This is a genomic window from Prochlorococcus marinus CUG1433, assembly GCA_017644425.1.
GTDB lineage: Bacteria > Cyanobacteriota > Cyanobacteriia > PCC-6307 > Cyanobiaceae > Prochlorococcus_A > Prochlorococcus_A marinus_U.
In genome coordinates, this window is sequence record JAEPLN010000001.1 from 278,967 (window position 1) to 293,068 (window position 14,102).

Below are 14,102 nucleotides of genomic sequence, written 5' to 3' on the forward strand. Positions count from 1 at the left end.
TTTAACTAGGTAATCAATTGTGAATAAGAAAAAAATATTAGTCCCACTAGGTGATAAGTCATACGAAGTAACTATAGAAGCAGGGATACTGAATAATATCAGCGAAGAACTCTTAAAAATTGGAATAACAAAGAATAGAAAAATACTTGTGATTTCAAATATAGAAATATCAAATTTGTATGGAGAAAAATTCTTAAATAATTTAAAAGATAATCAGTTTCAGGCCAAAATGTTCCTTATCAAGGCTGGAGAATCATATAAAAACTTAAAAACCTTAAGTGAAATATATGATGTTGCATTTGAATTTGGCTTAGATAGAAACTCAATAGTTATTGCCCTCGGAGGAGGAATTGTGGGAGATATAAGTGGTTTTGCAGCCGCGACTTGGCTGAGAGGTATCGAATATATTCAGATTCCAACAACATTATTATCAATGGTTGATTCGTCTGTGGGAGGAAAAACAGGAGTAAATCATCCAAAAGGTAAGAATTTAATTGGAGCTTTCAATCAACCTAAAGCAGTTTTTATTGATCCAGAAACTTTAAAAAGTTTGCCCAAAAGAGAATTTAGTGCTGGCATGGCCGAAGTAATAAAATACGGAGTAATAAAAGATAAAGAACTTTTCGAATACTTAGAAATTGAAAAAAACAAAAATGAACTTATAAATCTCAGAAATGAATATCTAATTAAAATAATTAATAGTTCAATTAAAACAAAGTCTCATATTGTTTCTCAAGACGAACATGAAAATGGTGTTAGAGCAATATTGAATTATGGCCATTCTTTTGGTCACGTTATTGAAAATTTATGTGGATACGGCAAATTTCTACATGGTGAGGCAATATCAATTGGTATGAATATTGCGGGGGAAATAGCAATTGAAAAAGGGTTATGGTCTAAAGAAGAATTAGAGAGACAGAAGAATCTTTTGAAGAGTTATGATCTTCCTACCGAGATCCCCAAAATAAATAAAGAAGACGTTCTAACAATACTTATGGGCGATAAAAAAGTGCGTGATGGCAAAATGAGATTTATATTACCGAAAGAAATTGGTGCTGTTGATATATATGATGACGTAGAAGATTCATTATTTTTAAAGTTTTTTTCTTAACGTAAACAGGTTGAATTTATATTCATTTCCTTATCCTTAAACTTTTTAAAAACAAACCACTTAAAATCACCTAAACAAATAGGATCAACGAGTCTAAGTAAAGCCTCTCTTCTTAGAAGGGCATTTGATAAATCCTCTTTAATTTCTTTCTGAATCTCATAAAGTCTCTCTGCCAATCCAAGTGCCAACAAAGCCTCTCCTTGTTTAGTTATTCCAACAGTATCAAATCCAAGAGTCTCAGCATCATTAATTAAAGTTTCTATGCACACATGAGATGTTAAATCGCAATTTCCAGGAGAATATAGGACATTATTAGTCATTTTTTGATTTTCATAAGAAACTATCGTCCCATCAGAATTCCTAGAGGTGTAGTATTTTTTGGCTTCTTTAGCGTAATCAATTATCAATAAAATACCATTATTGATTTTCCCATAAATAGCTTCCAACCATTTTGAGTTATCTACATGCCATTCTGTCGTCCACCCTTCGAGAGCATCTTCAGGCGGGATAGTGATTCCTAACTCATTTTTAGCAAGTTCAATACTTTTTTCCAATTCATTAGTAATTGGCATTTCATCAAAAAATAATTTTTGAGAATTTTTGTCTATAGAAACTGCTTGTCGAATTAATTTTCCTTTTGAGAAAGTTATTCTCTCTACTGGCAAAGCATCTAAAACCTCATTTGCAAAAACTATTCCATTTAAATTATTTTCCTCTACTTCTTCCAAACATTTCCATATAATTTCAATCCCTAAGTTTAAAAATTCCTCCAATTTATTTTTTTGTTTTTCTACCATCCCTTCATTAGGTTCAATAATTAAAAAAGAAACTCCTTCCAAAAAATTCTTGTTATTTTCTAAAAAGTATTTAATTAATCCACGCATAAAGCTTCCATCGCCTGCTCCAAATTCAATTACAACTAATTTTTGATTAGATAAAAAACTATTTTTAAACTGAATTAACCAATCTTCTATTTGTTTTCCAGTCAAAAAAGCAAAATCATCAGATAAAGAGGGTGATGTGACAAAATCTCCTCGAACGCCTAACTCAGCTTTGCCACTGCCGTAATAACCATTAATAGGATCATTTAAAACAAAATTCATAAAGTCATAAAAACTTATAGTCCCACCCATTTTTATTATTTTTTTTACTAACCAATCTGGATTATTCGCGGGTAAGCTATTCATCGGCGAAAATATAAAGAGACAAAACTTATTTATGCCTTCAAAGATTAACTATTTATTGGGAATATTTCTATCTATATTAGTTTTAATTTCACATAAACCCGTTTTCGCTATAAATAATCCAAATCTTTTACCAGAAGAAAAAACACCAGTAATTGATTTAGCTAAAACATTAAGCCCTATTCAGAAAAAATCTTTAGAAGACAAGCTCAAAAATCTTGAAATTGAAAGTGGATGGAAAATTAAATATTTATCTCAGTTTGAGAGTTCTCCCGGTAGTGCAATAAAGGACTATTGGGATTTAGATGAGACAAGTTTGTTAATAGTTGCTGATCCTAGAGGAGGAAATTTACTGAACTTTAACGTCGGAGAGGCTTATTTTAATTTTATGCCAAGGTTATTTTGGGTTGAACTTCAAACAAGATTCGGAAATCAATATTACGTAAAAGATCATGGTGAAGATGGTGCAGTACTAGATGCAATCAATTCCGTAAAGATTTGCCTTGAAAGAGGGGGGTGTCAAGTTGTTCCTGGCTTGCCCAAAGAACAATATATATGGACTTTATGTACATCTATTCTTGGAGGATTAGTAGCAGGTTTCGCATCTGCGCCACGAAAAGAAGGTCAATTAATATCAATTGGATTTTTAGCTCTTCTTTCTCCTTTATGGGGAATGTTATTTGGAATTTTTGGTCTAGCACCAATAATATCCAGAACAAATGATTTATTACCATTATTTAAAAATGGTTTAGCTTTTACAGCAGCAGGAATTGCGGGTTATATTTTATCTCAAACATTATTTTCAAGATTCGAAAAGCCCAAAAATACTTAAAATGTGATCAAAAATATCTAACCCTAAAAAAATTTATCTTCTTCACAAACTACACCAGACTCTGAATACCATCGGTGAGAAACATGCATTAATTGTTTTTTTTCAAACTCAATCCATGAAAAGTTAATTAGTAATTTCCCATCTTCATCAGTTTTATATCTTGGCACTACTGCAGTGTTTAAATAAATTGTCCCTTTGCTATCAATTTTAAACATCTCTCTTAAACCAAGATTTCTTTTTAGCCGATTATGCATATGACCAAAAATCACAAGATCAACTTTTCTTCTCTTTTGTATTTGAGAAATAGCCACGGACAAATCTCTATCTCCCCAATCTAAAGGGGGTAATTTCCAGTCTTTCCCACAAATGCTTTTAGCTTCTGAGCCTAAACCCGAAGGGCCAGCATGAGACATAATTATTAAAGGTATATCTTCGACACTCTCTTCTGAACATTTGATGATTTTATTTATTGAATCTTGTTCGGTAATAGGTCCATAAACGCCTTTAACTTCTTTTGAAAGATAATAGCCTCCGCCAGAACTACATGGTCTTGCAGATAGTAAATTTATTTGATTATTAAAAACTTTCAAATCCCATGCACAATATTTTCCACCAAGAACACGTATCTGCTTTGAGAGAGTTTCGCCTGTAGAGTCCTTTCCTCTATCATGATTTCCTAAAATAACAAAAGTAGGAATTTTGATCTCATTAATTTTTTTAATTATTTTGACACTCCCATCAGAAATATCACCAACAAATAAAACAATATTTGGGTTTATAATCGATAAGACTTTCAAGTCTAATTCAGACCATTGACCATGACAGTCACCAACAATAGCAATTTTTAAATTTGTCAGAATTTTTTCTGTTTAAAGGCATATAATCTATTTAGAGATATTCTAAATCCTGACCAGTATAACTTCTACTGCAAAACAGAAATCCATTCAAAACGAAGAGGAATTGATTTCTGAAATAAAGGAGCGTTGCAAAAAAGCTAATGCCATTATTCTTGCGCACTATTATCAAGCTCCAGAGATTCAGGAAATTGCAGATTTTATTGGCGATTCATTAGATCTATCTAGGAAAGCTGCAAATAATGATGCAGATATAATAATTTTTTGCGGGGTACACTTTATGGCCGAAACCGCAAAAATACTTAGCCCAAATAAAACAGTCCTATTACCAGATATTGATGCAGGATGCTCATTAGCAGACGATTGTCCCTCAGATAAATTTCAAAAGTTCAGGGAAGAAAATCCAGATCACTATGTCGTAAGTTATATTAATTGTACTGCAGAAGTAAAAGCTCAAAGTGATTTGATATGTACAAGTAGTAATGCAGTCTCATTAATTAAAAAGATACCTGAAGATAAAAAGATAATATTTGCACCAGATCAGAACCTTGGGAGATGGGTACAGAAAAATTCAGGAAGAGATCTTAAATTATGGCCTGGCAGCTGTATTGTTCATGAATCATTTAGTGAAGAAGCACTACTAAAATTAAAATACCAAAATCCAGGATCTAAAGTAATTGCTCATCCTGAATGCAGTCAAAATTTACTACTTCTATCAGACTTTATTGGATCAACAAGTAAACTGCTTGATTTCATCACCAAAGATACATCAAAAACTTACATGGTATTAACTGAACCTGGAATAATACATCAAATGAAGAAGAAAGAACCTAACAAAATTTTTATTGAGGTTCCGGATATAGACGGTTGCAAATGTAACGAGTGTCCCTATATGAAATTAAATACTCTAGAAAAAATTCTTGATTGTTTGAAAAATAATTCTCCATCTATTGAACTTGACTCAGAAATAATTAAAAAAGCATATGTTCCAATAAAAAGAATGTTGGATATGAGTAATTAATTTAATGAAAATACTTTTTCCCTTTTATTAATTCCTAAGAATGCCTTCAGGTTTTTAGTCTTAGGGTCAAATTGACTAATCTGGTTTTTTCTTTTAATTATATTTATAAGTTCTTTTTCGCCTGCTCTATATTGATTATCTTTTCTAGTACCAACCTCTCTTGGAAGAATAGGATTAATATTCATTTTTACTTCTATATCTGGAACAATTCCTGATTTATTAATATCCGTTCCGTTCGGAGTTAAATACTTAGCAACAGTGACAGTTAATCCTGAACCATCTACAAGAGTTCTCATGGACTGAACTAGACCTTTACCAAAAGTTTTTTTCCCAACCAACTTACCTCTTTTATTATCTTTTATTGCTCCAGAAACTATTTCACTAGCACTTGCAGAAGCCTCATTAACCAGGACAACTAAGGGCTTTTTTGTTAGAGCTTGACCATTTCCTCTTTTAGTTTCTTTTAAACCATCTTTGCTTAGTGTACTTACTATTATTCCGTTATTAATAAAATGCCTAGATATATCAATACTGGAATCTAGCAAGCCTCCCGGATTGCTTCTTAAATCAAGAACATATCCAGAGACCCTTTTTGTTTCTAAATCATTAATAGCCTCTCTTGTCTCTCTTGAGGCATTTGCATTAAATTGTTTTATTCTTACATAGCCAATTAATAAGCCGTTTTTGGTTTTGTTCACCCTACTTGAAACAGATTTTATTTCAATCTTTTCTCTTGATAAAACTCTAAAAAATGATTTAGAACCTCTAAGAATTTCCAGCTTAACTTTAGTACCTCTTTTCCCTCTTATCAATTTAACGGCATCTTCTATATTCATCCCTTCTGTAGAAATATTATCTATAGATAAAATTTTATCTCTAGATTTGATTCCAGCATCATAAGCAGGTGTTCCCTCTATAGGAGAAATTATTATTAAGTCATCAGATTCTTTATCTTTAATTATTTGGATACCAACTCCCGTAAGCTCACCAGAAGTATCAATTCTCATTTGATTAAATTCCTTTGGTTCTAAGAATCGCGTGTAGGAGTCATCCAAACTCAATAACATATTCCTGATCGCATCATATGCTTCATTACTATCAGAGTATGTTTTTGATAAAACTTCTTTTCTTAACTCTATCCAATTAGACCTTTGAAATTTGCCACTTGAATCAAGAAAATCCCTATATACAATTTGCCAAACATTATCAATTACTTCTTTGTAACTATTTTTTAAAACTGTTGCTTCTGCAGGAATACTATAAAATATCCCAGAAAAAGTAGTAGCAAATAAAATTATAAATTTTTTTTTAAGCAATTTTCTTATCTTTAAAAAAACAATTATTTTTCATTATAAAAAAAAATTATTTAAAAATTAGAAATTTGACAAATCCTTAAGGGTCAATCCACTTGCCATCATCCTTAATAAGTTGAATTAAAGCATTAACCCCCTCATCTTCAGGTACTCTTTTTATCTCTTCTTTCCTTCTATATAGTGCAATAGTTCCTTTGCCTTTACCAACATAACCATAATCAGCATCTGCCATTTCTCCTGGTCCATTTACTATACATCCCATTATTGCTATATCTAAACCAGTCAAATGTGAAGTAGCATTCCTAACTTTATCTACAACTTCTTCTAAATTGAAAAGTGTTCTACCACAACTAGGGCAACTGATATATTCAACCATTGTTTTTCTTAATCCTAAAGATTGCAAAATTGAATAGCACACTGGTATTTCCTTCTCTGGGGCTTCTGTTAAAGAAACCCTAATGGTATCTCCTAATCCCTCTGCTAGAAGCGTTCCGATTCCTGCAGTACTTTTGATCCTTCCATAATCACCATCTCCAGCTTCGGTCACTCCCAAATGTAAGGGATAGTTATATCCTTCTGAGTCAAGCCTATCTGCAATCATTCTGTAAGCTGCCATCATGACTGGAGCCCTAGAAGCTTTCATAGAGATAATTATGTTATGAAAATCAAGCTCATCACAAATTTTGACGAACTCCATCGCAGATTCTGTCATTCCTAATGGCGTATCTCCATAAGTAAAAAGCATCCTCTCGGATAGAGACCCATGATTAACTCCAATCCTTAGAGCTTTGTTTTCAGCCTTTAAAACTTCAACTAAAGGGGTAAATCTTTTAAGTATTGTTTGTTTGATGGTTTCAAATTCCTCATCTGTATATTCAGTTCTTGTAGGGTCTGATTTTTCAAACACAAACAATCCAGGATTAATTCTTACTTTATCAACATGCTTTGCAACCTCCATTGCAATTTTCATGCCATTATGGTGAACATCAGCTACCAAAGGGGTATTGATATTATTTTCTAATAATTTTGCTTTAATATCTCCTACTGCTTTTGCATGCGCTAAGGAAGGCACAGTTAACCTTACTATTTCACAACCTACATCATGAAGTCTTTTGATAGCTAAGTAAGCATTTTCGACATCCATAGTATCTTCATTTATCATCGATTGAACTCTTACTGGATAATCACTTCCAATAGCTACATCACCAACCATTACTGTTCTAGTTATCCTTCTCTCAATATGAGTTGAATATCTTTTGGAGAGACTATTAACCTCTTTTGATTGAGTTAATGACATTAAAATTTTTGATATTCAAAAAGGATTCTCTAAATTATACGGCATATAGTTTACTACTTACATTCTCTAGGTCTTTCAAAGTTAGATGGTAAGGTTTGTTGATTTCTTTTGAAGGAAATCTCAACAAATAAGATGGATGAAAAATTACCATAATTTCTCTCCCATCTTTTTTAATCCATTGGCCTCTTAAATTGCTTATAGGATCTTTAACTTCTAAAATAGCCCTCACAGCAGTCGAACCAGTAAGTAATATAAATTTTGGATCAACTAGCTTTATTTGCTTTAACAACCAAGGTTTATGAATATTAATTTCTCTAGCAGTGGGTTTTCTATTATTTGGTGGACGACATTTAATAACATTGCAAAAATAAACATCCTCCTTATAGTCAATCCCAGCTTTTATCAATAATTCGTTTAATAACTTGCCGGATTTACCTACATATGGTTTTCCTTCTAAGTCTTCCTGAGCTCCAGGTGCCTCACCAATTATTAACAATTCTGCAAATACACTTCCTCTCCCAATAACTAACCTTTTCACCGAAAATAAAACTTTAAATATTTTTTATCTTAAGAACTCAAAACATGAAAATAAAATAGATTAAGAAAATGAACTAAATTAAACCATTATGTGATACTTTTATTTATTCTTAATCTATGCATTTGTCATTATTAAAAGTCATATTTGAAAAGTTATAAGTCAATGAGTCAAGTTAATTTATCGGAAAGGGCACTTTCAATTGAGCCTTCTCTTACATTGCAGATAAGTGCCAAAGCAAATCAATTATCTAAAGAAGGAGTAGATATTTGCAATTTAAGCGCAGGAGAACCTGACTTTAATGCTCCAAAAGAAGTTATAGAAGCTACAAGTAAAGCTATATTTGATGGATTCACAAAGTACGGGCCCGCAGCAGGCAATTTAGATCTCCGAAAAGCAATTGCAAATAAATTTCAAGTTCAAAACAATTTAAATTATGAATTTGAAAATGTAATGGTTACAAATGGTGCTAAGCAAGCAATATATAATCTTTTCCAAGTTTTGTTAAATACTGGAGACGAAGTTATTATTCCTTCTCCATACTGGTTAAGTTATCCCCAGATGGTTAGATTGGCGGGTGGAAAGCCAATTTTTACAAATTCTTCAGCAGAAGATGGATTTAAAATAAATATAAAAGATTTGAAGTCTAAAATCTCTTCAAAAACTAAATTTATAATTATCAATTCTCCAAATAACCCTACTGGAAGAGTTATGTCAAAGGAAGAATTATTAGAAATTGCCGATTTAGTCAGAGAAAATCCAAATATCAATATTCTTTCTGATGAGATTTACGAACTAATCCTTAAAAAAGAATTTCAACACTACAGCTTATCTTCATTAGCAAATGACTTAAAAGATAGGATTTTTATAATAAATGGGTTTGCTAAAGGATGGGCCATGACTGGCTGGAGGATAGGATATTTAGTAGGTCCCAAAGATGCAATCAAAGCATCCTCAGCATTACAAAGTCAAAGTACAAGTAATGTTTGCTCTTTTGTTCAAAAAGGTGCTTTGGAGGCTTTAAAAATTAATAATGAATATTTCTCAATGATAAATAGTCATTATGATCAAAGAAGAAGTCTTCTCTATAAAGGCCTTAAGAATATAAATGGTATTTATATTGAAGAACCTAATGGGGCATTTTACGCATTTCCAAGATTACCTAACTCCTCAATTACTTCTGTTGATTTCTGCAATAAAGCTCTTCAAGATTATGGATTAGTTGTCGTACCAGGAAAAGCTTTTGGAGCTGACGAATGTATAAGAATGTCTTGTGCCGCTTCAGACATTAAAATAAAAGATGGATTAGAAAGACTTGAAAAAGCGATATCCGAATATTACTAATCTAAAATCTATCATGTTAAATTTTAAAAATTTCCTATTAAGTTTATCTATATTATTTTCAATTTTTTCATCACCTGTATTTTCAAATCCCAAAGTTTTAAAAGTTGGAGCGATACCTGATCAAAATCAAGATGTTTTAGACAAAAGATTAAATTTATTTTCAAAAGAATTATCCAAACAACTTAATGTAGAAGTTAAATACATTCCTGTTATTAATTATGTGGCAGCAGTAACTGGATTTAGAACTAAAGATTTAGATTTAGTTTGGTTTGGTGGTCTATCAGGAGTTCAAGCAAGATTACAAACTCCTAATTCAGTTGTTCTAGCTCAAAGAGATATCGATAAGGAATTTAAAAGTGTTTTTATAGTAAACAAAAATTTAGAAATTAACTCAATTTCAAACATTAAAGGACTTAAAAAACTAAAGAATTTAAGATTTACTTTTGGCTCTGAAAACTCAACTTCTGGAAGATTAATGCCAGAATATTTTTTAAATCAAGCAGGAGTAGAAATTAAACACTTCAAAGGGAAAAAAGCAGGTTTTAGTGGAAGCCATGATGCCACTATAGCTTTAGTTAATAGTGGCGCATTTGATGCTGGAGCTTTAAATAAACAAGTTTGGGAAAACAATCTTAAAAATAATACCAAAAGAACAAGTAATTTAGAATTATTCTGGATCACCCCAGAATATGTTGACTATCATTGGGTAGCGCAAGGGGATCTTGACAATAAATTCGGGGAAGGTTTTACAAAACAACTTAAATCAGTAATTCTAAATTTAGATATAAATCAAAAATCACATAAACAGATATTAGATATGTTCAATGCAAAAAGATTTGTAAATGCAGAAGCAAAACAGTATAAAAATATAGAGGACATTGGGAGAAAATTAAATAAAATTAGATGAATAATAATCTCTTAGAATTAAAAAACATATCTTATAAATACAAAAATAATCTAATTCTTAATAAAGTAAATTTAAAAATAAATTCAGGAGAGAAAATTGCACTTCTTGGTAAAAGTGGTTCAGGAAAAACTACACTTATATCAGTACTTAATGGCACTATCAAGCCAACTCAAGGTGAGGTTAAATTATTCAATAAAAGTTTCGAGGAATTAGATAGAAAGCAGAAAAGTAAAATAACAACTATATGGCAAGATTTAAGATTAATAGAAGATCTTTCTGCAGAACAAAATGTTAATTGTGGACTACTTGCGGAAAACAATTTTTATTTCGCTTTGAAAAATTTGCTAAATATAAGTTCTTTTAATAAGGCGCATAAATATATGCAATTATGTAGACTTCATAACTCTATTTACGACAAAAAAATCAGAAAACTATCTGGAGGACAAAAACAAAGGGTGGCTATAGCTAGATCATTGATTCAAGAGTCTAATATATTACTTGCAGATGAGCCTTTTAATAATCTAGATCCCAAATTGATAACAACAATTAAAAACCTACTGCTAGAAAGTGCCATTAAAAATAATACAAAAAAATCCCCAAAGACGGTATTAGTTGCATTACATCGATTAGATTTGATGAAGGATTTCGATAAAGTTATTGGAATCAGGGGTGGTGAAATTATTTTCAATATCAAAAGAAATAACTTAAAGAAGCTTCATTTAGACAAAATATATTAATTAGTTGAATAAATTAAAATTAAACTATACCTCATTATCTTTTCTTCCAATTTTGGTATGCATACCTCTAGGGTATCAATTAATAAACAATATTCATTTTGGAGGATTTAAATTATTCCAAGAATTCTTAATTTCTGCATTTAATCCCAAGATCGATAATGAAATTATAATTATCGTAATTAAGCGATTAAATGAAACTATCTTAATTGGTTTTTTTAGTTGGTTAGTAAGTATTATTTTTGGAGCAATTTTTGGAATAATTTCCTCAAATATTTTTTATAAAATCTTTAATATTCCAAATTTTTTCTACCGCATAATAAGGTTTTTTCTAACAATAATAAGATCTATACACGAAGTGGTTTGGGGAATACTATTAATGCAAATATATGGAATAAATTTTTCGATAGGAATAATAGCTATATGTATACCTTATATTGCTGTAAATTCAAAAGTTTTTGCTGAACAATTAGAAACTATTGACTACAAAAGTTTTGAATCTATAAATCAAATAAGTGCACCTAAATTTTCTTCTTTACTAACTTTAATATGGAATCCAATAATAAATACATTTAAAAACTTTGGTTTATATCGATTAGAGTGTTCAATAAGAAGTACGGTGATTTTAGGACTTTTTGGAATTGGAGGAATAGGTACCAGTATTTTTTTATCTTTCCAAACTTTGAATTTTAGAGAGTTATGGACTTATTTATGGTCCTTAGCAATTTTGATAATTCTTTCTGGATTAATTATCAAAAAAATAAAATTTAATACTACAAATAAAATCCTATCTATTTTTTTTATTGCAGTTTTTTTCATAACAATTTTATTTTCTTTTTCATATTTTCTTTATTATATTTTTAATAATAATTTTGAAAATTTTAATTCCATTAGTTCTCTATTTAAATCAAGCTCAGATTTAGGATTATTTGATTTCTTGCAACTTATATTAGAAACAATAATTTTAAGTCTTTTATCAACAGGAATCGCAATTAGTTTACCTCCGTTAGTAATAGGAATTTTTAACAACAATACTTCTAAAATTTTTATAAAAATTTTTGCATTTTTATTACGTTTAATACCTACACCTGTAATACTTCTAACTCTATTAACTTTTAATAATCCTTCTGTATCTTTAGCAGCTTTAACATTAGGTCTCCACAATGCTGGTATTACAAGCAAATTACTTTTTACAAATCTAGATAGCCAAGACAAGAGAAATTATATTGCAATGAAATCTCTAGGAATCTCAAAAAAGACTAGTTGGCTTTTAGGTTTATTTTCTCAACAAGCAAAAAGTTACTTATCATATTGCGCTTATAGATCTGACATCATTATTAGAGAAACTGCAATTGTTGGAGTTATTGGAAGTGTTGGTCTAGGTTGGCAATTGCAAGAATCACTAAGTTCCTTCGCATGGCAAGAAGTTACCGTAGTTTTGATAGCTTATAGCTCCATCGCAATAGTTGGCGAATTAATAAATGGTAAAATCAAAAATAGTTTAACTTGATTTCTAAGAATAATTTGTTGAATCAAGTAATTATTTTTTTCCGGTTATAGTGATTAGTTTACCAAAACAGCTAGTTGTAATTGGAGATAGTTCAGTTTATGGATGGGGAGATAATGAAGGTGGCGGATGGTGTGAAAGGCTTAGAAAAGATTGGTGCAAAAACCAAAGTGGGCCAGTAATTTATCAACTTGGCGTAAGGGGAGATGGGATAGAAAAAGTTTCATCTAGATGGGAAAAAGAATGGTCATCTAGAGGAGAAACGAGAAGAAACAAACCTAAAGCAATTCTGCTTAATGTTGGTCTTAACGACACTGCAGCAATTGGTCAGAATAACGGAAGACATCAATTAGATATAGGTGGATTTCAATATGGATTAGAGAGACTTATTAATGAAATGAATTCTCAAACAAATGTCTTTGTTATTGGTCTGACGCCTGTTGACGAGAGCAAAATGCCGTTCGCAGGATGTCTATGGTACTCAAATGATTTTTGCAATTCTTATGAAAGAAGAATGGAGGAAGTATGCCTCAATCAAAATGTCCCATTTCTTCCTACTTTTAGAGAAATGTACTCTGATAAAAGGAGTAAAAACTGGATTACGCATGATGGAATTCATTTAAATTCCGAAGGTCATTTCTGGCTTTTCCAAAGACTGAAGAGCTGGGAGATACTTACAAAATGGAAGGAATCCTAGATCTTTCCAAATATTTTTAATTTAAAAAATATGAATATAAAACTAGAGCAAAGATAGCAAAAACAGATGCAATACTTGTCTGAATAGCATTTACTAATTCATTACTTAATTTATATTTGTTTTGAAATTTAGCTCCAATAATACTTTCAGAAAGTGTTGCAAAGAATCCAGAAAATACAACAATTATAAAATGATATTTTGTAGAAATAATTGATAGACGAAGCATTACAAAGGCCATAAATATTGATCCCAAAAAACTAGCTAATGTCCCTTCTAAACTTACTCCTCCTTCTGTTCCTCTATCAACCTTTTTAAGAGAAGTAATTAAATATGTATCCTTCCCAAACCTTTTCCCAATTTCGCTGCCAAAAGTATCCGCCAACTTTGCAGCAAAACTTGCAGCAAATCCTATTTTAAAAATCACTACATTGGCGGGATTAAATTTAGTCATAATTGCAAGAAATAATCCTGTAGCTGCGGAGCCCCATACATTTTCAGGACCTCTTCTCCCACCTCTTTTTTCAGCTATTCCTTGTTCTTTTTTAAATTTAAAACCTATTTTAGTAACGAGAGATCCAAATATTAAATAAATTACAACTGACATCCATCCCTGCCAAGACAAACAACCCCACAAAATTGTTCCTAAAATACCTGCACTAATCCAACCACCTTTTGTCATCAAAGGAATCTTGCAAAATATATAAATCAAAATAAAATTAATAAAAAAACCTATAAAAAATTGATTTCTAATTAAATCCATATTTAT

The 14,102-nt window shown here is 30.9% G+C and carries 14 protein-coding genes; 8 read left to right on the forward strand and 6 right to left on the reverse strand.

Annotated elements, in window-relative coordinates; all coding sequences use genetic code 11:
* Window positions 1-19 precede the first annotated feature (19 nt).
* Complete coding sequence (locus tag JJ842_01725) at window positions 20-1,111, forward strand: 3-dehydroquinate synthase (GenBank protein MBO6970632.1); 1,092 nt, start codon at window positions 20-22, stop codon at window positions 1,109-1,111.
* Here JJ842_01725 and JJ842_01730 read toward each other — a convergent pair.
* Window positions 1,108-2,298, reverse strand: a complete 1,191-nt coding sequence (locus JJ842_01730) for an SAM-dependent methyltransferase (GenBank protein ID MBO6970633.1) — start codon at window positions 2,296-2,298, stop codon at window positions 1,108-1,110. The two genes, JJ842_01725 and JJ842_01730, sit on opposite strands and share 4 nt — an antisense overlap.
* 31 nt (window positions 2,299-2,329) lie before the next feature.
* On the opposite strand from JJ842_01730, the gene JJ842_01735 reads away from it, so the two are divergent.
* The gene (locus tag JJ842_01735; protein ID MBO6970634.1) at window positions 2,330-3,127 is read left to right on the forward strand and encodes a TPM domain-containing protein; all 798 of its coding nucleotides are present in this window, start codon (window positions 2,330-2,332) and stop codon (window positions 3,125-3,127) included.
* Window positions 3,128-3,150: 23 nt separating this feature from the next.
* Here JJ842_01735 and JJ842_01740 read toward each other — a convergent pair whose 3' ends face one another.
* Window positions 3,151-3,963 carry a TIGR04168 family protein gene (locus JJ842_01740; GenBank protein ID MBO6970635.1) on the reverse strand — a complete coding sequence of 271 codons (813 nt, stop codon included), beginning with the start codon at window positions 3,961-3,963 and terminating at the stop codon, window positions 3,151-3,153.
* Window positions 3,964-4,042: 79 nt separating this feature from the next.
* Between JJ842_01740 and nadA the strand changes: the two genes are divergently transcribed.
* Window positions 4,043-5,002: a quinolinate synthase NadA gene (gene nadA / locus JJ842_01745; GenBank protein MBO6970636.1), complete on the forward strand. Its 960-nt coding sequence runs from the start codon at window positions 4,043-4,045 to the stop codon at window positions 5,000-5,002.
* On the opposite strand, the gene JJ842_01750 is transcribed toward nadA, so the two are convergent.
* From JJ842_01750 to JJ842_01760, 3 genes are all read right to left on the reverse strand, one after another.
* Window positions 4,999-6,300, reverse strand: coding sequence for a PDZ domain-containing protein (locus JJ842_01750; protein ID MBO6970637.1), 1,302 nt, complete (start codon window positions 6,298-6,300; stop codon window positions 4,999-5,001). The genes nadA and JJ842_01750 overlap by 4 nt on opposite strands.
* Before the next feature lie 94 nt (window positions 6,301-6,394).
* Window positions 6,395-7,612: a (E)-4-hydroxy-3-methylbut-2-enyl-diphosphate synthase gene (ispG, locus tag JJ842_01755; protein ID MBO6970638.1), complete on the reverse strand. Its 1,218-nt coding sequence runs from the start codon at window positions 7,610-7,612 to the stop codon at window positions 6,395-6,397.
* 34 nt (window positions 7,613-7,646) lie between these two features.
* On the reverse strand, window positions 7,647-8,150 hold the full coding sequence (locus JJ842_01760) for a uracil-DNA glycosylase (GenBank protein MBO6970639.1): 504 nt from the start codon (window positions 8,148-8,150) through the stop codon (window positions 7,647-7,649).
* Between the two features lie 162 nt (window positions 8,151-8,312).
* On the opposite strand from JJ842_01760, the gene JJ842_01765 reads away from it, so the two are divergent.
* The 5 genes from JJ842_01765 to JJ842_01785 all read left to right on the forward strand — a co-directional run bounded on the left by JJ842_01765 (window position 8,313) and on the right by JJ842_01785 (window position 13,336).
* Entirely contained in the window at window positions 8,313-9,491 is a 1,179-nt protein-coding gene (locus JJ842_01765; GenBank protein MBO6970640.1) for a pyridoxal phosphate-dependent aminotransferase, read from the forward strand.
* Window positions 9,492-9,504: 13 nt separating this feature from the next.
* Window positions 9,505-10,398, forward strand: coding sequence for a putative selenate ABC transporter substrate-binding protein (locus JJ842_01770; GenBank protein ID MBO6970641.1), 894 nt, complete (start codon window positions 9,505-9,507; stop codon window positions 10,396-10,398).
* Window positions 10,395-11,135, forward strand: coding sequence for an ATP-binding cassette domain-containing protein (locus tag JJ842_01775; GenBank protein MBO6970642.1), 741 nt, complete (start codon window positions 10,395-10,397; stop codon window positions 11,133-11,135). Before JJ842_01770 ends, JJ842_01775 begins: the two co-directional genes overlap by 4 nt.
* Before the next feature lie 376 nt (window positions 11,136-11,511).
* Window positions 11,512-12,642 carry a phosphonate ABC transporter gene (locus tag JJ842_01780; protein ID MBO6970643.1) on the forward strand — a complete coding sequence of 377 codons (1,131 nt, stop codon included), beginning with the start codon at window positions 11,512-11,514 and terminating at the stop codon, window positions 12,640-12,642.
* Window positions 12,643-12,691: 49 nt separating this feature from the next.
* Window positions 12,692-13,336, forward strand: a complete 645-nt coding sequence (locus tag JJ842_01785; GenBank protein MBO6970644.1) for an arylesterase — start codon at window positions 12,692-12,694, stop codon at window positions 13,334-13,336.
* A 16-nt stretch (window positions 13,337-13,352) separates the two neighbouring features.
* On the opposite strand, the gene JJ842_01790 is transcribed toward JJ842_01785, so the two are convergent.
* A complete protein-coding gene (locus JJ842_01790) occupies window positions 13,353-14,096 on the reverse strand; it encodes a TIGR00297 family protein (protein MBO6970645.1) in 744 nt (247 codons plus the stop codon).
* Window positions 14,097-14,102: the final 6 nt, after the last annotated feature.